This window comes from Nocardia grenadensis (assembly GCF_050942415.1).
Taxonomy (GTDB): domain Bacteria; phylum Actinomycetota; class Actinomycetes; order Mycobacteriales; family Mycobacteriaceae; genus Nocardia; species Nocardia grenadensis.
In genome coordinates, this window is sequence record NZ_CP192054.1 from 3,872,324 (window position 1) to 3,894,939 (window position 22,616).

A 22,616-nucleotide genomic window follows, 5' to 3' on the forward strand; every position below is an offset into this window, starting at 1 on the left:
GGATCGAACCACAGGGTCACGATGGGCCGTACGCGGTGAATGACGGCGGAACACGGGCGTGTACTTCGCCCAAGCGCGCGTTGTCCCCGATCCATATGTGGGCACGCGCACACCTTCTATTTGTTGATTAGCGCAAGCAACAAACTTATAGTTGATTAGCGCAAGCAACTAATAAGGTCTGGAGCACGCATGGGAGTTCCCCCCGACACCGCACAGGGCATCCTCGACGAACTGTTCCTCATCAGTCGAGCGCTCCGCCGATCCCTCGCGCAACCCGAGGAAGGCCGGCTGCTGCCGGGCGGGATCAGCGTCCTGGTCAACCTGGAATCGGCCGGCCCGTGCCGGCAGGTCGACCTGGCCACCCAGATAGGTATCAGCGCCTCGGCCATGAGCCGGCACATCACCGAACTGGTCGCCGACGGTTACGTCCTGCGCAATACCGATCCCAGCGACGGACGAGCCATCCGCGTCGAGATCTCTCCCGCCGGCCACGAACTACTGGCCCGGATCCGGGAATCACGGGTCCGGGGCCTGCAGGAGGTCTTGGCCGATTGGAGCGTGGACGACTCCGAACACGCCCACCAGATCCTGCACATTCTCCGGAGCCGACTCATCGCCCGGGACAGTCGCGACGCCGCGACCGACAACCAGAAACTTCCGCACAGCTCATCGTCGGCGGATACGCAGCGCAGCGTCACCGAACAACACGAGCCGGAATCCAAAGAAAGTCAGGAAATAGATGTCTAGTCCAGTCGAGGCGGTGACGCGGCGGGACCCCTACGCGATGAGCCACCGTGAGGTCCTGGAATCGCTCACCGGGCTGCTGGCCGCACTGTTCACCGCGCTGCTCAGTACCACGATCGTGGCGACCGCGTTGCCCACGATCATCGGCGATCTACAGGCTTCGCAGACCGCCTACGCATGGGTGATCACCACCGCGCTGCTGGCCAACGCGGCGTCCACCCCGATCTGGGGCAAACTCGCCGACCTTTTCAACAAGAAGGTCCTGGTCCAGACAGCCATCGTCATCTTCGTGGCGGGCTCGGTCCTCGCCGGGTTCGCCCACGATGTGACGCTGTTGCTGACCGCCCGCGTCGTCCAGGGCATCGGGATGGGCGGGCTGACCGCGCTCGTCGTCGCCATCATCGGCAGTATCGTCGCACCGCGGGAACGCGGCCGGTACTCCGGTTATATGGGCGCGGTGATGGCGGTATCCATGTCGGGCGGACCCATTCTCGGAGGCGTCATCGTGGACAGCCCGCTCGGCTGGCGCTGGTGCTTCTTCGTCTGCGTACCGCTCGCGCTCATCGCACTGTTCCTGCTGCAGCGCACGCTCCGGCTGCCCACCGAGCGTAAGGACGATGTGTCCATCGACTGGCTCGGCGCCGTCCTGATGACCGCCGGTGTCTCGATTCTGCTGATCTGGGTCTCCTTCGCGGGGAAGGCCGGCTACTACGAGTGGTTCTCCCGGGAATCGCTGCTGTACGTGGCGGCGGGCGTGGCACTGCTCGCGGCGACCGCCTGGGTGGAGGCACGCGCGAAGTCGCCGATCGTGCCGCTGCGGATCGTCACCGAGCGCACCACCGGTCTGGCGATCATCGCCTCCGTCGCGGTGGGTATCGGCATGTTCGGTGCGACCACCTTCCTCGGCCAGTACTTCCAGACCTCGCGCGGTTATTCACCGACGATCGCCGGCATCCTGACCATCCCGATGGTCGCGGGCATGCTCGTCTCCTCGGTGGTCTCGGGCCAGCTGATCACCCGGTTCGGTAAGTGGAAGGGATTCGTCGTCGGCGGCGCCACACTGCTCGTGTTCGGCTTCGCGCTGCTCTCCGCGCTCGACCACGAAACCAACCTATGGCTGGTCGGCGCGTACATCGCGGTGGTGGGCCTGGGCGTCGGCATGATGATGCAGAACCTGGTCCTGGCCGTACAGAACACCGTGAGTGTGCACGATATCGGCGCGGCCTCCAGCAACGTCGCCTTCTTCCGCACCTTCGGCGGCGCCATCGGGGTCTCGGTGCTGGGTTCGGTTCTGGCGACCCGGGTCGGCGAGTTGTCGGCCCAGGGATTCGCCCGGCTGGGTATCCAGACCTCCTCGGGTGGCGGCAGCAATCTCGATCTGGACAGCCTGCCCGCACCGGTCGCCACCATCGTGCGCACCTCCTACGGCGACGCGACCGGCCGGATCTTCCTGATCGCCGCGGTCGCGGCGGCGGTCGCGCTCCTGGCGACCACACTGTTGCCGAACCGCCCGCTGCGCCGCACGGTCGATATCGATCCGGAGCTCGACCCGATGGGCTCCGGTGACGAGCCGGACCGGATCGACGAGGCAGAGTTCGGCGAATTCCCTCGCCGGGAACCCGCGCTGCAGAGCTGAGCGGGTAACACGTCCACCGGACCCCGGGTATCGCAGTGATACCCGGGGTCCTCCGTATGTGCCGGCTGCCGGATCCCACACCGGCACCGCGGTTCTCCCCCGGCCGCGCCGGTGACCGATGCCCTACGACCGGGCGTAGTATCAAAGCGTGCCAGCCTCCGGACCGACCCCCGCGCACCTGCGCGGCGCGTTCGTGGGCGCGGCGTCGGCGACGGTGAGTATCGCCGCCCACGCGGCCGGTGGCGGTGTGGTCACGCTCGGATGCACGGCGACCGTCCTGCTGTCGGCCGGGTGCGCGCTCGCCGGTGCGCTGGCGTTCTCACTGCGCCCGGGACACGGACCGGTGTCACTGATGGCGCTGCTCGCGCTGGGGCAGACGATCGGCCACAGCGCGCTCGCCGTCGCCCCGGGGCACCACCACGGCGTGATACCGAATGCACCGATGCTGGCGGCGCATCTGCTGGCGATTCCGGTGGGCGCCGTACTCATCCATACCGCGGAACGTGCCGTCCGCTGGGCGGTCTCGCGGCTGCAGAAAGCACTGCGCGAGCACGCCTTCCGCGGCTTCTCACTCCCGCGCGCCACAGCCGTCGCGGAGTCGGATCAGCCAGCGGCCCGGCACCCACTCCTGTCCTCGGGGTCCGGGACCCGCGGACCGCCCCTGCTGCCCGCCTAGCATTTTCGCCCGCGGCTCCCCGATGCGTATCCGGATCCGGTGCCCGGGCGACCACGCGTCGACAAGCCCGTTCACCACTGCCCCGCACGACGCGGCACACCGGCCCGCGTCGGCGCCGGTGTGCGCCGACGACCGTCGTCGGTACCGGGCTGCGGCCGCGTCGGCACATCCCGTCCTCGATCGGAGTAGACCCATGCCATTTCGTCCTCCGGCGTCCCCTGCGGACGCCTCCCCCTTCCGTGTCCTGCGCGCGGTCGCCGCGGCGACCGCGGCGCCACTACTGATCCTCGGCTGCTCTTCGGCAGGCGACGTCCCGGCCACCGCCGCCGATTCGGTGACGATCAGCGACCAGTGGGCCAAGGCCGCCGACAGCGGCATGTCGGCCGCATTCGGTGAACTGCACAATGCCGGCGACCGGGAGGTCACGGTCGTCGCGGCGAGCAGTCCGGTCTCCGCCACAGTCGAATTGCACGAAGTGGCCACCGACAGCGGCGGAACACCGTTCATGCGCCCCAGGGCAGGCGGCTTCGTCATCCCGGCCCGCGGCGAACTGAGTCTGGTGCCGGGCGGGGAGCACATCATGTTCATCGGCCTGCACGGTGCCCTGCGCACCGGAACCGATGCCCCGATCACCCTGACCTTCTCGGACGGATCCGCCACCACCTTCACCGCGCAGGTGCGTGATTTCTCCGGTAACCAGGAGGACTACCGGCCCGACGGCGGGGCCCAACCGCCCGCGCACAGTGACTGAGCGCGCCCGGCCCGGGGTGGCCCGGCGCCGCTTCCTCGGCGGCAGCGCCGCCGGTGCGGTGGGACTCGGAGTAGGTGCGGCGGTATTCGCCGGGGCGCGCGGGTCCGGCGCCACAGGCCCGGCGACCGAACCGTTCCACGGCGCCCACCAGGCCGGAATCGCGACCACGCCGCAGGCCCACGCCACCTTCGTCGCCATGGATCTGCGTCCTGGGACCGCGCGCGACGATATCGTGGGCGCCCTGCGGATCTGGACCGACGACGCCGCCCGACTCACCCAGGGTCGGCCCGCCCTGGCCGATACCGAACCGGAACTGGCCGCACGGCCCGCCCGGCTCACTGTCACGATCGGGCTGGGCGCCACGGTTTTCCAACGCTGTGGGCTCGAGGCGCGGCGCCCACCCTGGCTGGCGCCGTTACCGCCGTTTCCCATCGACCGGCTCGACCCCGGCTACTGCGGCGGGGACCTGCTGTTGCAGGTATGCGCCGAGGAGCAGACGACGGTGTCGCACGCGGTGCGGGTGCTGTGCCGGAGCGTGCGATCGCTGATGTCGGTGCGCTGGGTGCAGCGCGGCTTCCGGGACGGTCCGCCCGGTGGCACGCCCCGGAATCTGATGGGCCAGATCGACGGCACCGCGAATCTCACGTCCGGTCCCGATTTCGATCGGCTGGTGTGGGACGACGGGGCTGCGCACCCGTGGCTTGCCGGGGGGACCTCGCTCGTAGTGCGCCGGATAGCGATGACGTTGGACACCTGGGACGAGATCGACCCCGCCGCCCGGGAGTTCACCGTCGGCCGGACTCTCGGCACCGGCGCACCGCTGACCGGTACGGAGGAATTCGACGAACCGGATTTCACCGCGGTGGACGCGAACGGGATCGCGGTGATTCCACCGTCGTCGCATATCGCCCGCGCCCATCACCGGCACGACGGTGAACGATTCCTCCGGCGCGCCTACAACTACGACGACGCCCCGGACCCGGCTGCGATCTCGAATTCCGGCCTGCTCTTCGCCGCCTACCAGCGCGATGTGCTGACCCAGTTCCTGCCCGTCCAGCAGCGGCTGGCCGAATTCGACGCACTCAACGTCTGGACAACTCCGATCGGCTCGGCGGTGTTCGCCGTGCCGCCCGGAGCCCGTGGCGCCGACGAGTACATCGGCCAGACCCTGTTCGAAACGTGAGCCGGTGGCCGATGCCGGTGCCGGACATCGGCATCGGCCATCCGGATCAGGTCCAGAGCACCGCGATCAGCACATTCACGATCGCCAGACCGCCCGCGGCATCCGGCATCCACGTGGGATCCTTGCCGCGCTTGACGTCGGCCCGGCTCATTTCGGCGAAGGCGGCCACCAGCACGGAGATCACCAGCTTGACCCCGATCTTCACCATGTTCAGATCTTTGTCCAGGGAGGTCAACGACTCCGCCAGGCCGACCAGCACCACCCCGGTGATGAGCTGCGCCCGGGCACCCCAGACCATCACCGCGTTCACGGTGGGCCGACCGGCGGCATATCCGCCGACCACCGCTGCCATACCGAGCAGATGGGTGACGACTACGACGTTGTAGACAATTTGTGACACGTTCACGTGCAAGATCCTGCCAAATACGGTGTCCGTGGGACATTCGGGCATCGGGCGGCCGACTGTTGGCACGACATGGAAAGGTCAGCGGTCTGGCCTGCGGATACGACAACCGTGTCAGGAACAGGCGACACGCGATGTCAGTAGCCGACGACGGGTTCTCCCGGACGGCATCGACGCACCAGCCTGCGGAACCGGCCGCGCTGGTGAACTGTCCGTCACGGGTCTACTGCTGGGAAATTGTGGCGTGTTCGCCGGTCGCACAGGCCCTGATGAGCCCGAGATCGGCTACGAGATCCGCCGGTCCCGTCAGGGGCAGGGGTTGGCCGGCGAAGCTGCTCAGGCTGTCCTCGACGAAGCGCTGTCCAGCGGCATACCGCGGATCTGGGCAACCATCCGCCCACACAACACCGCCTCGCAACGCGTCGCGACCCGGATCGGCATGCAGCACCACAGCGTCGGTACAGACAGCAAAGGACGACTGCTCTACCTGGTATCACCCCGACACAGACGCCAGCCGGGTGAGCGTCCCAGCAGGATTAGGGATCATCGGATAATCTCTCATCCCCGACCGCCGGATCCGAACAGGCCGACCTCGGTGTCGAATCGATCGGGTAAGGGGTGGGGCAGCATTTCGGGTTGCGCCAGGCCGGTGATGGTTCCGACGATATCCGTTCCGATCCGTCCGAAGGCGGCGTCGAAGTAGGCGCGCAGATAGTCGCGCTGCAGGTCGATCGACCGGTCCGGGTCGATACCGCCAACGGTCCGGGTCACGGTGTCCGCGGGTAAAAGACCGGCCGCGGCGAGTTGCGGCAGAATCGCTTGCTGGTCGCAGAAGGACATGTGCTCGGTGCCTTCCATACGCAGCGGGATTTTCAGCCCGGTGTTGTTCGGCCAGCCCGGCTGCCAGCCCGGATCATCCGACCACGGATAGTTCCCACTGGCCAGCATCAGCAGCGGCCGGTCGAGGCCGTCGGAAGCGACCGAGCCGAGGATGGGGCCGTCGAGGTTGGCTCCGGCGCGGAGCCGGGGATCGTCGTGGATCGCCTGGGCGGTAGTCGATCCGCCGAGTGAATGGCCGAACATCCCGACCTTCGACAGATCCAGGCGGGCGGCCAGTGCAGGCGGGAGTACCTGTTGAGAGTCGGGGCCGCCGGCGGCTTCGGCGAGCCGGTCCAGCACGAACCGGGTATCGGCGACCCGGGTCGGTAACAGGAGGTCGCGCAGCACTTCCTGCGGAGAGTCCAGCGCCACCTCGGTCACTGTTTCCCGGCCGTCGGGGAAGTGGACCGAGAACGCTTCGTGGGTGTGGTTGATGGCCACCACCGCGTAGCCGTGGCCGGCGAGATCCTCGGCTTGGGCGGTACTCCAGCCGGTGGTGTCGGTCATTCCCGGGGAATTCAGCAGGATCGGAAACCGGCCGTGACCGGTCAGGGCCGGCGCGTCCTGGTGGCTGTGGCTGGGCGCGAGAATCCAGCTTCCCTCGGGTACTCCGAGTTCGTCGAGATAGGCGTTCTGCGCCTGTCGGCCGCCGGACGGCATCCATGGCGCCGCCGGCGCTCCGCGATCCACGGCGGCGGGGTACCAGATTTGGACCATCAACTCCCGCCGCTCATCCGGATGCCACGGGTCAGCGCGGCCGGAATCGACCAGATGCACTTCGGTGACACCCACCGAATACGGCCCGGTCGGGGCAGGAAGCGTGAGCGCCACCGCCGCGGCCGGCGGCGCCGGGTCGGTATACGCCACACCGGCATTACCTGTGACGGCCGCCAGTACGACAGCCAACACGAGCCCGAATCGCCGTAACTTCATGCGCGTCAACGCAACCCCCAAACCACGCTACTGTTGGCCGGAACCCTACAAGATCGGCCAGCGCCCTCACAGCGTAGTGGCGTGAGTCTTCATGAATGGGCGGTTGCTGGACGAAACCGCTGCGGTAATCATCGCGGACCAGCAATGATTACCGCAGGGTTTGTCCGAGAACGCCACCAGACGCCGGCGAGATCGATCGTCCACGGGCACCGGCGCCGAACGAGCGAGCATCCACTACCGGCCGAGTCGCCCGGTGATCCACTCGGCCGAGGGGGCCGAGCACACAACCTCGGCCGGAAACCCGCCGCGGTGACCGGTCGACCAGGGACGCGGCCGGCCGGGTGCCCGTCCGGCCGGCACCGTAACCGAGACGAGTTGGGCGGCGTGCGATCCAAGGCTCCGCCGCGATCGCGCGACGCTGTCGAACTCGTGTCGCCCGACTCGAGCAACGCCGGGCCGTCCTCACCCACCTCGGCAGAGAACAGGATCGGATCCGGGCGCGCCGTTACGACTCCAGGCGCACCGCGTAGCGCACGGCCGGACGCCCGGCGCCACTGCCGACGGTGCCGACCGGTTGCGCCAGACCCGACCGTTCGAGCTGTTTCAATGTCCGGCGCGCCGAACGGCGTTCGATGCCCAGGGCGGTGGCGATATCCGCCGCGGTGACCTCGCCGCCGGGGTGGGCGGCGACGGCGGCCTCGAGTTTGACCAGTGTCGCCCGGGACAGCCCGGCCCGGTGGGCGGCGACGTGCAGGCTCACCGGTTCCTCGGCCCGGGTGGGATCGGACTCGGTCTCGGTGATCACGAAGTCGCGGCCGGAACCCACCGATATGATCGCGGTGAACGGGCCCGCGGTACGGCATCGTTCGACCGCCCGCCGGGCCAGTGCCTCGGCGTCGGCGGCGGATCGGCCCACACCGAACCCGATCCGCACCCAGTGGTGCCGTTGCGCGAGTTGTTCGAGCAGCGGCATGACCGTCCAGTCGCAGGTGTGCTGGGCCAGCACACCACGGGTGCTGACCAGTACATAGCTTGCCGGGCCGACCGGGAACAGGCTGCCGGCCAGCGCGCGGATATCGACGGCGAGCCGGTCGTCCGGCTCGGGTAGTTCGATCATGCCGAGGACGACCTGGGCATCGGAGGAGATCCGGCCCGCGAGTTCCATGGTCACCGTTTCGAGCGCGGTGCGCACGGAGGCGATCGCGGGGGCCAGGCGGATCGTGTAGACGTCGTCGCGAATCAGGTCGTACACCGACCGGACACAGGTGATGGCGACCGCGCCCGGCCGGGTGCGGGCGTGGTCGCGATGGAACTGCGCGAAGCGCCGCACATCGGTACCCCGGCGATACTCGGCGGTGGCGATATCGGCGGTGGCGATCCCGACATGGGACAGGCTCTCGACCACCAGCGGGCGGGCCAGCGTATCGATGGAGATACGGGCCGGATCGTGCCCGGCCGACATCAGCTCCACCAGGGCGCCGTAGAGAGTCGCTCCGGTGTAGTCGATATAGGCGGCCGGTTCGGTGAGCACCCCGGCGGCGTGGGCGAGTGTGTAGGGGATGACACCGGTGAACAGCAGGGCGTCCACGTCGGGGCGGGCCGAGATCACCTCCACCGCCTGCGCCTCGTTGCGGTAGGTCAGCGGTACGACGCGATGATCGGTGAATTCCAGTGCGGCAACACGTTTGACCAGGGAAACCAGATCCGACGGTCCGACCACGCCGATCCGGTAGGCGTGCTCAGCATTCGACGACATTGACGGCGAGGCCCCCCATCGATGTTTCCTTGTACTTGGACTGCATGTCCGCTCCAGTTTCGCGCATTGTCTCGATGACAGTGTCCAGGCTGACCCGATGTGTACCGTCACCGGCCAGGGCGATCCGCGCGGCATTGATGGCCTGGACGGCCCCGACCGCGTTGCGTTCGATACACGGGATCTGGACGAATCCGCCGACCGGATCGCAGGTGAGTCCGAGATTGTGTTCCATCGCGATCTCGGCGGCGTTCTCGACCTGAGCCGGCGTACCGCCGAGCACCTCACACAGGGCACCGGCGGCCATGGAGCACGCCGACCCGACCTCCCCCTGACAGCCGACCTCGGCGCCGGAGATCGAGGCATTCCCCTTGTACAGCGCACCGATCGCCGCAGCGGTCAGCAGGAAACGCCGGATCCCCGCCGCATCGGCGCCCGGGTCGAAGCGGTCGTAGTAGTGCAGTACCGCGGGGACGATACCGGCCGCGCCGTTGGTGGGGGCGGTGACGACGCGGCCCCCGGCGGCGTTCTCCTCGTTCACGGCCATGGCATAGGCGTTCACCCAGTCCAGTCGGTGCAGGGGGTCGGCACCGGCGCCGGATGTGGCGAGCCGGCGTGCCAGGTCCGGGGCGCGGCGGCGGACGGCCATCGGCCCGGGGAGCCGCCCCTCGGTGCGCAGGCCCGCGGCCACACAGTCGCGCATGGCCGACCAGATGCGGTCCAGGCCCGCGACGATATCGGCGTCCGGCCGCAGCGCTCGTTCGTTGGCCAGCACGAGAGCGCTGACGGGCAGGCCGGTTTCGGCCGTGCGGGCGAACAGTTCGGCACCGGACCGGAACGGGTGGGGCACCACGACCTCGTCCGGCGACTCGGGCGGGGCCGCGGCATCGGTGACGAATCCACCCCCGATCGAGAAGTAGGTCCGCTCGCGTCGGGTGCCGTCGACGAGGTCGGCGGTGAATATCACGGCATTGGGATGGCCGGGGTGCCGGATCGAACCGTCGAGTACCAGATCCGCCTCGGTGAACGGGATCGTATGCCCGCCGGGCAGGCCGAGCAGGCCGGTCGCGGTGACCGCCGCGTGCAGCCGGGCCGGTTGCCGGGGGTCGACGGTTTCCGGATCGGCGCCGTGGAGGCCGGCGATCACCGCGGAATCCGATCCGTGCCCGCGGCCGGTCGCGCCGAGCGAACCGCACAGCAGGACGCGGACCCGGCGGATTCGCGTCAGGTCCGTGGTCGTCCCGAGTTCGGCGACGAACATACCCGCGGCCCGCATGGGGCCCACGGTGTGTGAACTCGACGGCCCGATACCGATCGAGAACAGGTCGAACACGCTCACGGTCACGGTCCGGCGACTCCTTCCTATTGCACTTTCCCCCACAGTCGCCCATTATTACGGTCCTGACCGAAATAGTCCATCCGAAGAAGGGCCGATTGATGTTCGCGGATGAGAAGGAGCTCGAGCGGGAGCTCGGCCGGCCGGGTGCGGGGCTGGTCGCGGAAGCCGCCACATGGGAGGGCGATGTGATCGTCCTGGGTGCGGGCGGAAAAATAGGGACCGGTGTCGCCACCATGGCACGTCGCGCCTTGGACGAGGCGGGACGCAAGGAGGTGCGGGTGCTGGCCGCGTCGCGCTGGACCGATGAGGGGTCCAGGGCGCGTATCGAAGCGACCGGAATAGATACGGTCACGACCGATTTATCGGATCCGGCGGCGGTGGACGCGCTTCCGGACGCGAGCAACGTGGTCTTCCTGGTGGGCGCGAAATTCGGGACCTCCACCAATACCGACGAAGCCTGGATGACCAACACCGTGCTGCCCGCCTATGTCGCGCGCCGGTACGCACACTCCCGGATCACCGCGCTGTCGACCGGCAATGTCTATCCGCTGAGCTCTCCGATGACGGGTGGTCCGGTGGAAACCGACGAAACCGGACCGGTCGGCGAGTACGCCATCACGTGCCGCGGCCGGGAACAGGTCTTCACCCATGGCGCCCGCACCCGGGGCACCCGTGTCGCGCTGGTCCGGCTGAACTACGCATGCGAACCGCGCTACGGCGTGGTCTCCGATATCGCGCGCCGGGTACACGCGGGTGAGCCGGTCGACCTGTCGATCGGCGCCGTGAACGTGGTGTGGCAGCGCTACACCAACGAAGTCGTCCTGCGCACTCTCGGTCACGCCGACACGAGCCCCTTCCTGCTCAACCTGACCGGTCCGGAAACCGCTTCGGTGCGCGGTATCGCCACCCGGCTCGGCGAAGAACTCGGCGTCACACCGGTCTTCACCGGCGTGGAAGGAGAGACGAGCCTGCTCAGCAATGCCACCAGATGCCACACCCTCTTCGGCTATCCCGACCGCACCCTGGGCGAACTGATCCGGATGCAGGCCGCCTGGATCGGGGCGGGCGGACAGCTGTGGAACAAGCCCACCAAATTCGAGCGACGCGACGGGAAGTTCTGATGCGCGGACAGTTATCCGCGGCCGAGCACGCGTTGCTGCACCGGGGCACCGTCATCCCGGCGCACCCGCTCGCTCTCGACAGCACCCGCCACCTCGACGAACGTCGTCAGCGCGCGCTCACCCGCTACTACGTCGACGCGGGTGCCGGTGGGATCGCGGTCGGCGTACATACCACGCAGTTCGAGATCCGCCGCCCCGAGATCGGTCTGCTCCGGCCCGTCCTGGAACTCGCGGCGGCCGAACTCGACGCGCGAGCCGCCGACCGCCCCTTCCTGCGCATCGCCGGTGTCGCCGGACCCACCGGCCAGGCCGTGGCCGAGGCGGAACTGGCCCGTGAACTCGGGTACGGCGCGGTACTCGTCTCCCCCGGCGGCCTCGCCGACCGGGACCTCGAGTATCTGCTCGACCGCTCCGCCGCGGTCGGCGAGGTCCTGCCGGTGATCGGGTTCTATCTCCAGGAAGCGGTGGGCGGCCGCTACCTGCCGCGGGAGTACTGGCGGCGACTGGCCGACCAGGATTCCACCATTGCGGTGAAGGCGGCCCCGTTCGACCGCTACCGCACTCTCGAATTGGTTCAGGGCATCGTCGACTCCGGGCGCGGTGATCAGGTCGCGCTCTACACCGGCAACGACGACAATATCGTCGCCGACCTGCTGACCCCCTACGACCTGCCCGGTCCGGACGGGCCGGTGTCCCGGCGTTTCGTCGGTGGTCTGCTCGGTCACTGGGCGGTGTGGACCCGGGCCGCGGTACAACTGCACGAACTCGTCGCGCGGGCCTGGGCGGGCGACGCGCAGGCGCGCACCCGGGCGCTGTCGCTGGCGGCGGCGGTCACCGACGCCAATGCCGCGGTGTTCGATGTGCGCAACGACTTCGCCGGGGTGATCGCGGGGGTACACGAAGTGCTCCGGCGCCAGGGACTGCTCGCGGGCACCTGGTGTCTCGACCCCGACGAAGGCCTTTCCGACGGCCAGGCCGCCGAACTCACCCGAATCTCCGACGCGTACGAATGGTTGCGCGCCGAGGACGGCTTCATCGCCGCCGGATCAGAAGGATGGATGTCATGAGATCGACCGCAGTCGAGGCGCCCGCGTTGCCGGGTGCCGAGAAGGGCAGCCGGGCGAAGAAAGCGGTGTTCGGGGCCTGGCTCGGCTTCTACGTCGACCTCTTCGATATCTATCTCCCGGTGATCGTGCTCGCCCCGGCCTCGGTGTACTTCCAGGCCACCGGGGTATCGGCGGGGACCACCGCCCTCATCAACGGGTCGGTGTTCGCCGCGACCCTGATCGGCCGACCACTGGGCGCGATGCTGTTCGGACATCTGGCCGATAAATTCGGGCGGCGCCGGATCACTGTCGTCTCGGTAACCGGTTTCGGTGTGACCACCATGGCGATCGGCCTGCTGCCCGGCTATCAGCAGATCGGCATCCTCGCCGTGATCCTACTGATCGCGCTGCGCTTCATCGACGGAGTGTTCCTCGGCGGTGAATACACCTCCGCCACCCCGACCGCGCTGGAACAGAGCGCGAAAGAACGCCGCGGCCTCAACGGGGCGATCATCTCCACCGGCTTCCCGCTTGCCTACTGTTCGATCGCGCTGATCACCCTCGGTCTCCTGCAGATCATGCCGGCCCAGGGTATCGACTCGGCCTACGTGCAGTGGGGCTGGCGGATCCCCTTCTTCGTGGGCGCGGTGCTGTCGGTCGGTTTCGCGATCTGGTACGCGCGCAATGTCGAGGACAGCGACGAGTGGCAGCAGTCGGAGAAGGTGAAGACCCCGCTGCTGGAACTGTTCAAGGGCCGGTCCGGCCGCGACTTCCTGCAGGTGTTCGTCCTTACCACCGGCCTGTGGTTCACCAGCTATATGCTCACCACCGTCCTGCCCGGCCTGATGAAGAGCGAAGCCGAACTCAGTCCCAATGCCACCACGCTGGCGCTCGTCATCGCGAACGCGATCGTGGTGGCGGTGTACATGGGCAGCGGTCTGCTCTCGCAGAAGGTGGGCCGGCGACCGATGCTCATCGCGGGTGGGTTGCTGTGCCTGTTCGTCGCACCCGTGCCCTACACCTTCATCGCCTCCGGGACCGTGCACAGTTTCGGCACGGTCCTGCTGCTGCTGATCTCGGTGACGGTCCTGATCAGTGTGCCGTGGGGCTGTCTGACCACCTACCTCACCGAGCGGTTCACTCTCGGTGTCCGGGCTTCGGGGTACGGTCTCGGTTATTCGCTCGGCATGGTGATTCCCGCCTTCTACGCCTATATCCAGAGCGGGCTGTCGGCCTTCATGCCGTTGCCGTACACGGCGGTGGCGCTGCTGTGTTTCGGTGGACTCCTGACCGTCGTGGGTGCCGTGCTCAGTCCGGAGACGCGGGACGTCGATATGAAGTGAGGGAGATCGTATGCGCATCGGTTTCGCCGGAGTGGCCCATTCACATCCTTTCAGCGACGCGCGCAACGCGCGGACGCTCGGGGTGGACGAGCTGGCCGTCTGGGATCCCGACGACCACTCCCGGCGCGCGGACTTCGCCCGGGAATGGCAGGCGACCACGCACGAGAGCCTGGCAGATCTCCTGGACCGGAAACCGGATGTCGTGATCGTGACGCCGCGGCCACACCGGATCGCCCCGGTGGTGGCGGCGGTGCTCGACCGCGGAATCGCCTGCTTTCTCAACAAGGTTCCGGCGGCCGATATGGCCGGACTGGCCGCGCTGGACGCGGCGGTCGGCGCCCGGTCCGGCCGGTTCTGCACCGGCTCGGTGCTCAGATTCGCCCCCGGAATCCGGGCGCTGGCCGCGGAACTCGCCGGCGAGGAACCGATTGCCGCGCATGTTTCGGTGCGGCACGGCATCGGCGCGTTCACCACCGCCGCCCGCCGCTGGCAGGACGATCCGGCCGACGGGGGCGGTACCGCCGTATCGATGGGATTGCACGCGTGGGAAATGCTCGACTCGGTCCTGGAACGGGAGGTCACACCGTTGGGCGGGGTGACCTCCCGTATCCCGGGCAGCGTCACGATCTCGGAGAACACCGCCGCGCTGCACGCCGTCGCGGCCGGAGGGATCCCGGTGAGCGTGGATATCGTCGGGGCGGGCACCGGGGAGTGGTACGAGGTGGTGGTACACACCGAGGCCGGGATCCGGCGGGTAGCGCTCGACCATCCGGACGGTCTCGGCTACCTCGATTGTCTGCGGGCGGTACTGGCCATGGCCGAGGGCGCGCCGCCGCCGGTGCCATGGGCGCGGAGCCGGGCGGTGGTGCGGACCACGCTCAGGGCGGCTCAGTTGGCGCGAACCGGCAACTGAACGGTCGTGAGCGCCCGGTGGACGCTCAGGACCTGCTCCCGCTCATCGTCCGGGAGTGCCGGCGCGTAGGGATCGGTGAGCAATTCGCCCGGCAGCGATCCCTCGGCTCCGGCGATCCAGGCCATACGCTGCACGTATCCATCCATCGGCTCCCGGAATGTCGTCGCCGCGAGGGTATCGAGACGCCGGGTGGCCGCCAGGAACGCGGGCAGATCGTTGCCGGTGAAGGTATCGAGTACCGCGCGCGTGATACCCACTGCGGCTGCGGCGATCCCGACGAGCGCGGCCTCGGCACCCCAGGTGAGCGAGGCGCCGAACATCCGGTCTTCGCCGGTGACGGCGAGTTTGCCGTGCTCACGGACCAGCGCGATCCGGTCCTGGCAGGCGATCGCGTCGGACAGCCGGGCCAGTTTCACCGCGGCCACCGCCGGATGGGTGACGACGGCGGCGAAAACATCGTCGGGATACGGCGCGGTGTAGAGGTCGAACCCGATCAGCGGCAACCCGCCTGCTTCCCACAGCCGGTCGAGGTGGCGCCGCACCGCCCCGGCGTCACCCGGTGCCGGGAACACCAGCACTGCTTCGGCACCGGCCGCCGCCGCCACCCGGACTTCCTCGGCGGTCACCGCACCGGCGACGGTCGCGGCGCCCGCCCGGCGGGCCGCGCCGATCAGTTCCGTACGCACTCCGGCGGGCAGATATGGGCCGCGACCGGTGTGCGCGGCGATCGCCAGCCCGTCGGCTCCGGCGGTGACGAGCGCACGGAAATAGTTCTCCGCGAACTCCGGCCGTGCCCGGCCCGCGGAATCGAAAGGTGTGGCGGGTGCCGCGTACAGGCGACCACGTGCCGCGGCGGCCCAGTCGCGTGCTTGTCCGAACCACTCCATGCCGCCAACCCTATCCATACCGGACCGATCGTCCCCGAACAGGAGTGACCGATGACCGTTTCGATTGCCGATGCGATCCTGTTGCGTCGCGAGCTGCACCGCAACCCGGAGGTCGGGCTCGACCTGCCGTGGACCCGGGCGCGCATCCTGCGCGCGCTCGACGGACTCGGCCTCGAGGTGTCCACCGGGACCGCCACCACGTCGGTCACGGCGGTCCTGCGTGGCGGCGCGGTGCGCGGCGGCCCGGCTCCGGTGGTCCTGATCCGGTCGGATATGGACGCGCTCCCGGTCACCGAGTCGACCGGGTTGGACTATGCCGCCGGCAACGGCTCCATGCATGCCTGCGGGCACGACCTGCACATGGCCATGCTGGTGGGTGCCGCGCACCGGCTCACCGCCCGGCGCGCCGAACTGGCCGGGGACGTGGTTTTCGTCTTCCAGCCCGGCGAGGAGAACTGGGGCGGGGCGCTGACGATGCTGGCGGAAGGCGTACTGGACGCGGCGGGCCGACCGGTGGATGCCGCGCTGGGCCTGCACGTGTTCTCCTACGATCTACCGCACGGAGTTTTCGGAATGCGCCGCGGGCCGATGATGTCGGGTTCGACTACGTTCACCGTCTCGTTCACGGGTAGCGGTGGGCACGGTTCGGCACCGCAGACCGCCCGGGACCCGATCGTCGCCGCCGCGGCTTTCGTTTCCGCGCTCCAGACGGCGATCACCCGCACGTTCGGGATGCTGACCCCCGTGGTTGCCACGGTCGGCCAGATCAGTGGTGGTCACAGCGGGAATGTCATCCCGGATACCGCGCAGCTCAGCGGTACGGCCCGCGCGTTCACCGCGGCGGATTCGGCCCGGTTGCGGACCCTCGTCACCCGGGTGGCCGACGGTGTGGCCGCCACCCACGGAGTCGAGGCGGACACCGAACTGACCGAGGTCGCGATCCCGACCGTCAGCGCCGATACCGAGGCCGATTTCGCGATCGCCGCAGCCCGGCGGCTGTTCGGAGATTCCGCGGTCGAGGTGATGGAACATCCGTGCACGGCCTCCGAGGATTTCTCGTGGTTCCTCGACCGCGTACCCGGGGCGTTCGTCCTGCTCGGCGCCTGCCCACCCGGCCGTGACCCCGCATCGGCACCGTCGAACCATTCACCGTTCGCCGTATTCGACGATGCCGTGATCGAACGCGGGATCCGCTTCGAAACCGAATGGGCGATCACCCGGTTGGACGCGCTCGCCCCCGGTTCGCCCGGCCGCGGCCGCGCGTAGCGTCCGGCGGGACCAACCGGTCGCCGACCGCTGAGATACCCGGCGCGCGTAGGCAGCAGTGCGGCCCCGGCGTACCGGAACGACCCGCGGACGGGTGGTCGGCGCACCCGGCGAATCGCCCCTCCGCCGGCGCGGCGGGACCGGCGAACTGGAGCCGCTCGGACTCTATTGGCCGGTGCCGCACGGATCTATGCTTCAGAAGTGGCCGTTGTCGGCGTCGTCAAGCGACTGCTGGTAGGGCCCGCGTTACGTACCGAACGCGAGCGGGGGCAATTGCTGCCCAAGTGGCTGGCCCTTCCGGTGTTCTGCTCGGATCCGATCTCGTCGGTGGCCTACGCCACCGAGCAGATCCTGCTGATAGTCGGTCTCGGCGGCGTCACCTACCTGGGATTGGCCGCACCCGTCTCGGTGGCGGTCGGGGTACTGCTGGCGGTGGTCGTGCTCTCCTACCGGCAGACGTGCCATGCCTATCCCGGTGGCGGCGGGGCGTTCGTGGTCAGCATGGACAACCTCGGGGAGAAGGCCGCGCTGACCGCTGCCGCGGCCCTGCTGGTCGACTACGTGATGACCGTGACCGTGTCCGTGGTGGCCGGGGTTCTCGCCATCACCTCACGGTTTCCGGCTCTGCAGCCGTATGCGGTCGAGCTCGCGGCCGGTGGTGTGATCGTGCTGGCCGTGGCCAACCTCCGCGGGGTGAAGGAGAGCGGGAAGGCGTTCGCCGCTCCGACCTATGCATTCATTGTGCTGGTCTTCCTGCTGCTCGCCACCGCGGCCGCCCGCGACGTGTTCGGCGTCGGGATCCCCCTCGCGTCGGGGGCCGGTGAGCAGCTGGTCGCGCGCGAACCGACCGGCGGATACTTGACCGTTTTGTTGGCGCTGCGGGCATTCGCGTCGGGCTGCACCGCCCTGACCGGTGTCGAAGCGATCAGCAACGGCATTCCGTCCTTCCGCCCACCCAGGGCCCGCAATGCGGCCACCACGTTGACGATCATGGGTGCGCTGGCCATCGCCATGTTCACTGGGCTCACCGCTCTGGCATTGAAAATGCATGCCCGGGCCTATCCCGACGGCTTCCCGTCGGTGATCAGCCAGCTCGGTGCCGGAATATGGGGAGCGAATTCGATAGCGTTCCTGCTCTTCCAGCTCTCGACCGCGGCAATTCTGATCCTTGCCGCCAATACCGCATTCAACGGTTTCCCGGTCCTGGCCTCGATCCTGGCACGGAACCGGTACCTGCCACGGCAGCTGCACCACCGCGGTGACCGGCTCGTCTATTCCAACGGTGTGCTCCTGCTCGCGGGCTTCGCGGTCGTGCTGATCATCGGTTTCGACGCCAATATCGACAAATTGATCCAGCTCTACATCGTCGGGGTGTTCACCTCGTTCACACTGAGCCAGACCGGTATGGTCCGCCGCTGGCAACGCCTCCGCGCGCAGACCTCCGAGCCGGTGACCCGCACCCGTATGCGCCGGTCACAACTGATCAATCTCACCGGCGCGGTGACCACCGGACTGGTCCTGATCATCGTTATCCGCTACAAGTTCGCCGGCGGCGCCTACCTGGCGATCATCGCCATGGTGGTGCTGTACGCGATGATGAAGGCGATCAATGTCCACTACCGCCGGGTCGGTGCGACGATGTCGGTGCCCGAGCACGCCGAACTCGTCCAGCCCAGCCGCAATCACGCGATCGTGCTGGTCTCCCAGGTCAACCGACCCACCGTATTCGCCCTCGGGTACGCCAAGCTCACCCGTCCGGACCGGATCACCGCACTGTCGGTCGCCATCGACGAACCCGAAGCCCGGCGGCTCCGCGACAACTGGGAGCGGCAACACTTCGACATCCCGTTGACGATCGTCGAATCCCCCTATCGGGAGATCACCCGGCCGATCCTCGACTATATCCGCCGACTACGCCGCGGTTACCCGCGCGATGTCGTGACCGTCGTGATCCCCGAGCACGTCGCCGGACACTGGTGGGAACAACTACTGCACAACCAGAGCGCACTGCGCCTGAAGACCCGGTTGCATTTCGAACCCGGGGTCGTCGTCGCCAGCGTGCCCTACCAGCTGCGGCCCGCCCTCGGCCCGGAGCCGGCGGCGGACACCGAACCCGGACAGCACCGGATATCCGGGCAGCGACGCCGGTGACGAGCCGCAGCCGGACCGGTACCGATCCGACGGTAGGGTCGAAGCGTGACGATCGGTGAGGGGGAACCACATGCCCGGCCCGACCCGCCCGGCCCATCCGCCACCGCGGAACACCTCCGCCGGGCCGTTTGGTCGGCGAATGCCGAATCCGCGCGCGCCACACGCGTCGCGCACGAGGCGGGGTTCGGGTTGAGCCGGGACTCGATCGAGCTGATCGAGTTGCGACGCCGAGTCCTTTCTATCGCCGACACACTCGACCGCGGCGACAGCACGCACATAATCGAGCACCCCGCGAGTGCGGCCGGAGCGTCATCGCACCGGCACGGTTCACTCCACGGCACCGCGGAACCCGGTCACGGACCGACGTTCCGGTCCGTGCCACGTCTGGACATCGCAGCGGTGAGAACCGCGGATCCGGTACCGATCCCCGCGTCCACGACTCCTCTCGGCGGGCACCATACCGGGGGTCGTACCGAAAGAAAAGGAACCGGCAGGGGCGTCGCTCTCGCCGAGGGCGGCAATGTCTCGCTGTACGAACAGGCTCCGAACCTGACCGCGGTCGCGGTCGGGCTGGGCTGGGATGTGCGCGCCACCGCCGGCACGGACTTCGATCTCGACGCCAGTGCCCTGGCCACGGGTCCAGATCGAAAAGTACTCTCCGACCGGCATTTCGTCTTCTACAACAACCTGCGCTCCCCCGAGGGCAGCATCGAGCATACCGGCGACAACCGCACCGGTGAAGGCGAGGGAGACGACGAAGTGATCAATGTCGACCTCGCGGCCACACCACCGACGATCACCAATATCCTCTTCCCCGTCTCCATCCACGACGCCCACGCCCGGCAACAGTCGTTCGGCCAGGTACGCAACGCGTTCATTCGAATCGTCGACCGCGCCACCGGCGCCGAACTCGCCCGCTACGATCTGACCGAGGACGCCTGCTGCGAGACCGCGATGGTCTTCGGTGAGCTCTACCGCCACGGCGACGAGTGGAGGTTCCGTGCCAGCGGACGAGGTTACGCGTCCGGACTGGCCGGGATAGCCCGCGACCACGGCGTCGATATCTGAGTCGCGGTCGCGATGATCATCCGGAGGTTGCGGCCGGCGACGGGGATGGCGTGGCCGCGGTCGCCGGTCGGGGTCTCGGTGATCGAGAACGGTTCGTCACGTGACTGCCTCGGCGATCTAACTTCCTACTCGTGACCCGCACGCAGACCTTTCCGCACCTCCTCGCTCCCGGGACCATCGGTCCGATGACCCTGACCAACCGCGTGGTCATGCCGGCGATGGATATGAACCTCTGCGACGACGGCGAGATAGAGCAGGGCGATATCGACCATTTCGCCGCCCGCGCGGCCGGCGGGACCGGGCTGATCATCACCGGTGCCTGCGCTGTCGCCTATCCGATCGGGTGCGCGAGCACCAAGGAACCCGGTCTCTCCGAGGACCGCTTCGTACCCGGGCTGCGAGAGCTGGCCGACGCCGTCCACGCCGCGGGCAGCAAACTATGCGTGCAGATGACACACCACGGCAAAATCGCGCGTATCGACACCGTCCAGGGCCGGCCGCTGCTGGTCCCGTCGGCGCCGGGCGCGCCCGGCGATCTGTCCGCACTGGCGGACAGCACCCCCGATGAGCTGCAGAAGATGGGGGCCGTCACCGGTGGCAGGCATGCCACATATCATGAGGCGACGAAGGACGATATCGACTGGTTGGTGCGCTGCTTCGCCGCGGCCGCCGCCCGGGTGCGCGACGCCGGTGCGGACGCGGTCGAGATCCACGTCGCGCACGGCTATGTGCTCGGCGGCTTCCTGAGCCGGGCGGACAACAGGCGCACCGACGAATACGGCGGATCCCTGGAGAACCGGGCGCGAGCGGCGGTGGAGGTGATCCGCGCGGTCGCGGCGGAGGTCGGCGATTCCCTCGCGATCCTGGTGCGCGTCGCCGGGCGTGAATTCGGCGAGGACGGCGCGCTGACCACCGAGGAGGCCGTGGCGGCCGCGGTGCTGTTCGAGGCGGCCGGTGCCGACGCCCTCCACATCACCGGATGGGGGCGCAACCCGTTCTCCAATTTCACCGACGGCCCCCTGCCCGATGAGGTCGGCGCCTATACCGAACTGGCGGCCGAGGTGAAGAAGGCCGTGCGTATTCCGGTGATCGCCGTCGGCCGGATACTCCCGGAGGTCGGTGAGAAGGCGATCGCGGAAGGCGCGGCCGACTTCGTCGCGATGGGGCGCCAGCTACTCGCCGACCCGGAACTGGTGAACAAGCTGCGCGCGGGAAGTCCACAACAGATTCGCCCCTGCATCAATTGCTATGTGTGCGTGCAGGAGAACTTCTGGGACGACACTCCCCTGTGCGCGGTGAATCCCGCGCTGGGCAGTGAATCGCTGCTCCCGCTGGTGCGCGCCGATGCCCGCAAGCATGTCGTTGTCGTCGGCGCGGGCCCGGGCGGACTCGAGGCCGCCCGGGTGGCCGCCGAACGCGGGCACCGGGTCACGGTGCTGGACAAGTCGGATCGGCTCGGCGGCACCCTCTGGTTCTCCGGCCTCACCACACCCGACAACCAGCGACTGCTGAAGTGGCTCACCGTTCAGGTCGACCGTCCGGATATCGATATCCGCCTGAACTCCGAAGCCACCGTATCGTCGATCCGGGCGCTGAACCCGGACGCGGTGGTCGTCGCCACCGGAGCGGTGCGCGGGCGTCCGGCGGTGCCCGGTAGCGAGCTACCGCACGTGCACACCGGCGACACCCTGCGCGCCCTGCTGACCGGTTCCGGGGACGTCGCGCGGGTATCGGCACCGCTGCGGGTCATCGCCACACTGGGCAAACTCTCCGGTATCACCAAGAGCCCGGCCGCGATCCGCGCCGTCACCCGCAGGTATCTGCCGATCGGCAAGAACGTCGTCGTGATCGGTGGGTCCCTGGTAGGACTGGAACTCGCGGAATTCCTGGCCGAACGTGGGCGTAACGTGACGTTGCTCGAGGAAGGCCGGCAACTCGGCGTGCCGATGGCGATGCCGCGGCGGTGGACTGCCGTTCGCCACGCGAGTGCGGCGGGCGTGCGACTGCACCGCGGTGCCACGATGCTGCGGATCACCGAATCGGACGTCGAGTTTCGTATCGGGGACCGGGTGCAGACCACACCGGCGGATATGGTGGTCGTCGCCTCCGAGGTTTCGGCGCGAGCACCGCTGGCCGAGGCGCTGGCGGGGACGGTTCCCGAAATCCATGTGGTGGGGGACGCCGCGAAGGTCGATTACATCCAGGGCGCGATTCATTCCGCGTGGGATGTCGCGACCGAGTTGTGAGTTCTGACGACTCGTTTCACCAGAAACAGCGCGCGCCGAAAGGGTGATTACACGCTGTTCTCACAACCGTTCGGCCAATTCTGTGATCGGCCCGAAAATTGGCCGTTTCGCGCTCCGACGCGGGCTGCCGCAGGACGATGAAGTCATGCGCTGCGACGGGCCGGCGGAGCGCATGACTTCATCGGCGATCATCGGCCCAGCCACGTCGACGAGCCTCGAAAACCTCTCGTCACCGGCTTATTCGGCGATGGCGATGTCATCGGCCGGAAGCATCGCCG

Annotated in this window: 18 protein-coding genes and 1 pseudogene; 14 read left to right on the plus strand and 5 right to left on the minus strand. The window is 68.4% G+C overall.

The window, feature by feature from the left end:
* The first annotated feature begins 189 nt into the window (after positions 1-189).
* The 5 genes from ACQPYS_RS17635 (at position 190) to ACQPYS_RS17655 (ending at position 4,990) form a co-directional block, all read left to right on the plus strand.
* Complete coding sequence (locus tag ACQPYS_RS17635; protein ID WP_433490214.1) at positions 190-747, plus strand: MarR family winged helix-turn-helix transcriptional regulator; 558 nt, start codon at positions 190-192, stop codon at positions 745-747.
* Positions 740-2,380, plus strand: a complete 1,641-nt coding sequence (locus ACQPYS_RS17640) for an MDR family MFS transporter (protein ID WP_433490215.1) — start codon at positions 740-742, stop codon at positions 2,378-2,380. The genes ACQPYS_RS17635 and ACQPYS_RS17640 overlap by 8 nt, the downstream gene beginning before the upstream one ends.
* Before the next feature lie 148 nt (positions 2,381-2,528).
* A complete protein-coding gene (locus ACQPYS_RS17645) occupies positions 2,529-3,056 on the plus strand; it encodes a hypothetical protein (RefSeq protein WP_433490216.1) in 528 nt (175 codons plus the stop codon).
* Between the two features lie 244 nt (positions 3,057-3,300).
* The gene (locus ACQPYS_RS17650) at positions 3,301-3,807 is read left to right on the plus strand and encodes a copper chaperone PCu(A)C (protein WP_063035175.1); all 507 of its coding nucleotides are present in this window, start codon (positions 3,301-3,303) and stop codon (positions 3,805-3,807) included.
* Entirely contained in the window at positions 3,800-4,990 is a 1,191-nt protein-coding gene (locus ACQPYS_RS17655) for a Dyp-type peroxidase (protein WP_063035070.1), read from the plus strand. The genes ACQPYS_RS17650 and ACQPYS_RS17655 overlap by 8 nt, the downstream gene beginning before the upstream one ends.
* Positions 4,991-5,036: 46 nt before the next feature.
* Here the strand turns inward: ACQPYS_RS17655 and ACQPYS_RS17660 are convergent, their stop codons facing one another.
* The gene (locus ACQPYS_RS17660) at positions 5,037-5,342 is read right to left on the minus strand and encodes a hypothetical protein (protein WP_174551666.1); all 306 of its coding nucleotides are present in this window, start codon (positions 5,340-5,342) and stop codon (positions 5,037-5,039) included.
* 295 nt (positions 5,343-5,637) lie between these two features.
* Here ACQPYS_RS17660 and ACQPYS_RS17665 point away from each other — a divergent pair.
* Positions 5,638-5,778: pseudogene (locus tag ACQPYS_RS17665) on the plus strand (GNAT family N-acetyltransferase); the annotation flags it as partial.
* A 173-nt stretch (positions 5,779-5,951) separates the two neighbouring features.
* On the opposite strand, the gene ACQPYS_RS17670 reads toward ACQPYS_RS17665, so the two are convergent.
* From ACQPYS_RS17670 to ACQPYS_RS17680, 3 genes are all read right to left on the minus strand, one after another.
* Positions 5,952-7,205 carry an alpha/beta hydrolase family protein gene (locus tag ACQPYS_RS17670; protein WP_433490217.1) on the minus strand — a complete coding sequence of 418 codons (1,254 nt, stop codon included), beginning with the start codon at positions 7,203-7,205 and terminating at the stop codon, positions 5,952-5,954.
* A 505-nt stretch (positions 7,206-7,710) separates the two neighbouring features.
* A complete protein-coding gene (locus tag ACQPYS_RS17675) occupies positions 7,711-8,961 on the minus strand; it encodes a hypothetical protein (protein WP_433490218.1) in 1,251 nt (416 codons plus the stop codon).
* Positions 8,945-10,303 carry an L-serine ammonia-lyase gene (locus tag ACQPYS_RS17680; protein ID WP_433490219.1) on the minus strand — a complete coding sequence of 453 codons (1,359 nt, stop codon included), beginning with the start codon at positions 10,301-10,303 and terminating at the stop codon, positions 8,945-8,947. Before ACQPYS_RS17680 ends, ACQPYS_RS17675 begins: the two co-directional genes overlap by 17 nt.
* Before the next feature lie 92 nt (positions 10,304-10,395).
* Here ACQPYS_RS17680 and ACQPYS_RS17685 point away from each other — a divergent pair, with 92 nt between their 5' ends.
* The 4 genes from ACQPYS_RS17685 to ACQPYS_RS17700 are packed head-to-tail and all read left to right on the plus strand — an operon-like array spanning position 10,396 to position 14,720.
* The gene (locus tag ACQPYS_RS17685) at positions 10,396-11,418 is read left to right on the plus strand and encodes an epimerase (RefSeq protein WP_063035076.1); all 1,023 of its coding nucleotides are present in this window, start codon (positions 10,396-10,398) and stop codon (positions 11,416-11,418) included.
* Positions 11,418-12,485, plus strand: a complete 1,068-nt coding sequence (locus tag ACQPYS_RS17690) for a dihydrodipicolinate synthase family protein (RefSeq protein WP_431937670.1) — start codon at positions 11,418-11,420, stop codon at positions 12,483-12,485. Before ACQPYS_RS17685 ends, ACQPYS_RS17690 begins: the two co-directional genes overlap by 1 nt.
* Complete coding sequence (locus ACQPYS_RS17695; RefSeq protein WP_063035078.1) at positions 12,482-13,807, plus strand: MFS transporter; 1,326 nt, start codon at positions 12,482-12,484, stop codon at positions 13,805-13,807. Before ACQPYS_RS17690 ends, ACQPYS_RS17695 begins: the two co-directional genes overlap by 4 nt.
* 10 nt (positions 13,808-13,817) lie before the next feature.
* A complete protein-coding gene (locus ACQPYS_RS17700; RefSeq protein WP_433490220.1) occupies positions 13,818-14,720 on the plus strand; it encodes a Gfo/Idh/MocA family protein in 903 nt (300 codons plus the stop codon).
* Here ACQPYS_RS17700 and ACQPYS_RS17705 read toward each other — a convergent pair.
* Positions 14,696-15,607 (minus strand): dihydrodipicolinate synthase family protein, encoded by a 912-nt coding sequence (locus tag ACQPYS_RS17705; protein WP_433490221.1) that lies wholly within the window; start codon positions 15,605-15,607, stop codon positions 14,696-14,698. The two genes, ACQPYS_RS17700 and ACQPYS_RS17705, sit on opposite strands and share 25 nt — an antisense overlap.
* Before the next feature lie 51 nt (positions 15,608-15,658).
* On the opposite strand from ACQPYS_RS17705, the gene ACQPYS_RS17710 reads away from it, so the two are divergent.
* The 4 genes from ACQPYS_RS17710 to ACQPYS_RS17725 all read left to right on the plus strand — a co-directional run bounded on the left by ACQPYS_RS17710 (position 15,659) and on the right by ACQPYS_RS17725 (position 22,338).
* Positions 15,659-16,873, plus strand: a complete 1,215-nt coding sequence (locus tag ACQPYS_RS17710) for a M20 metallopeptidase family protein (RefSeq protein WP_433490222.1) — start codon at positions 15,659-15,661, stop codon at positions 16,871-16,873.
* Positions 16,874-17,074: 201 nt separating this feature from the next.
* Entirely contained in the window at positions 17,075-19,024 is a 1,950-nt protein-coding gene (locus tag ACQPYS_RS17715; protein WP_433490223.1) for an APC family permease, read from the plus strand.
* Between the two features lie 375 nt (positions 19,025-19,399).
* Positions 19,400-20,092, plus strand: a complete 693-nt coding sequence (locus tag ACQPYS_RS17720) for a TerD family protein (RefSeq protein ID WP_433490224.1) — start codon at positions 19,400-19,402, stop codon at positions 20,090-20,092.
* Positions 20,093-20,223: 131 nt separating this feature from the next.
* Positions 20,224-22,338: an FAD-dependent oxidoreductase gene (locus ACQPYS_RS17725; RefSeq protein WP_433490225.1), complete on the plus strand. Its 2,115-nt coding sequence runs from the start codon at positions 20,224-20,226 to the stop codon at positions 22,336-22,338.
* The last annotated feature ends 278 nt before the right edge of the window (positions 22,339-22,616 follow it).

Bases quoted from the DNA above. Each gene is read 5' to 3' on its own strand.
- ACQPYS_RS17635 (WP_433490214.1), top strand. From the start codon at position 190: ATGGGAGTTCCCCCCGACACCGCACAGGGCATCCTCGACGAACTGTTC.
- ACQPYS_RS17640 (WP_433490215.1), top strand. From the start codon at position 740: ATGTCTAGTCCAGTCGAGGCGGTGACGCGGCGGGACCCCTACGCGATG.
- ACQPYS_RS17660 (WP_174551666.1), bottom strand. From the start codon at position 5,342: ATGGCAGCGGTGGTCGGCGGATATGCCGCCGGTCGGCCCACCGTGAAC.
- ACQPYS_RS17670 (WP_433490217.1), bottom strand. From the start codon at position 7,205: ATGAAGTTACGGCGATTCGGGCTCGTGTTGGCTGTCGTACTGGCGGCC.
- ACQPYS_RS17675 (WP_433490218.1), bottom strand. From the start codon at position 8,961: ATGTCGTCGAATGCTGAGCACGCCTACCGGATCGGCGTGGTCGGACCG.
- ACQPYS_RS17685 (WP_063035076.1), top strand. From the start codon at position 10,396: ATGTTCGCGGATGAGAAGGAGCTCGAGCGGGAGCTCGGCCGGCCGGGT.
- ACQPYS_RS17690 (WP_431937670.1), top strand. From the start codon at position 11,418: ATGCGCGGACAGTTATCCGCGGCCGAGCACGCGTTGCTGCACCGGGGC.
- ACQPYS_RS17695 (WP_063035078.1), top strand. From the start codon at position 12,482: ATGAGATCGACCGCAGTCGAGGCGCCCGCGTTGCCGGGTGCCGAGAAG.
- ACQPYS_RS17700 (WP_433490220.1), top strand. From the start codon at position 13,818: ATGCGCATCGGTTTCGCCGGAGTGGCCCATTCACATCCTTTCAGCGAC.
- ACQPYS_RS17705 (WP_433490221.1), bottom strand. From the start codon at position 15,607: ATGGAGTGGTTCGGACAAGCACGCGACTGGGCCGCCGCGGCACGTGGT.
- ACQPYS_RS17710 (WP_433490222.1), top strand. From the start codon at position 15,659: ATGACCGTTTCGATTGCCGATGCGATCCTGTTGCGTCGCGAGCTGCAC.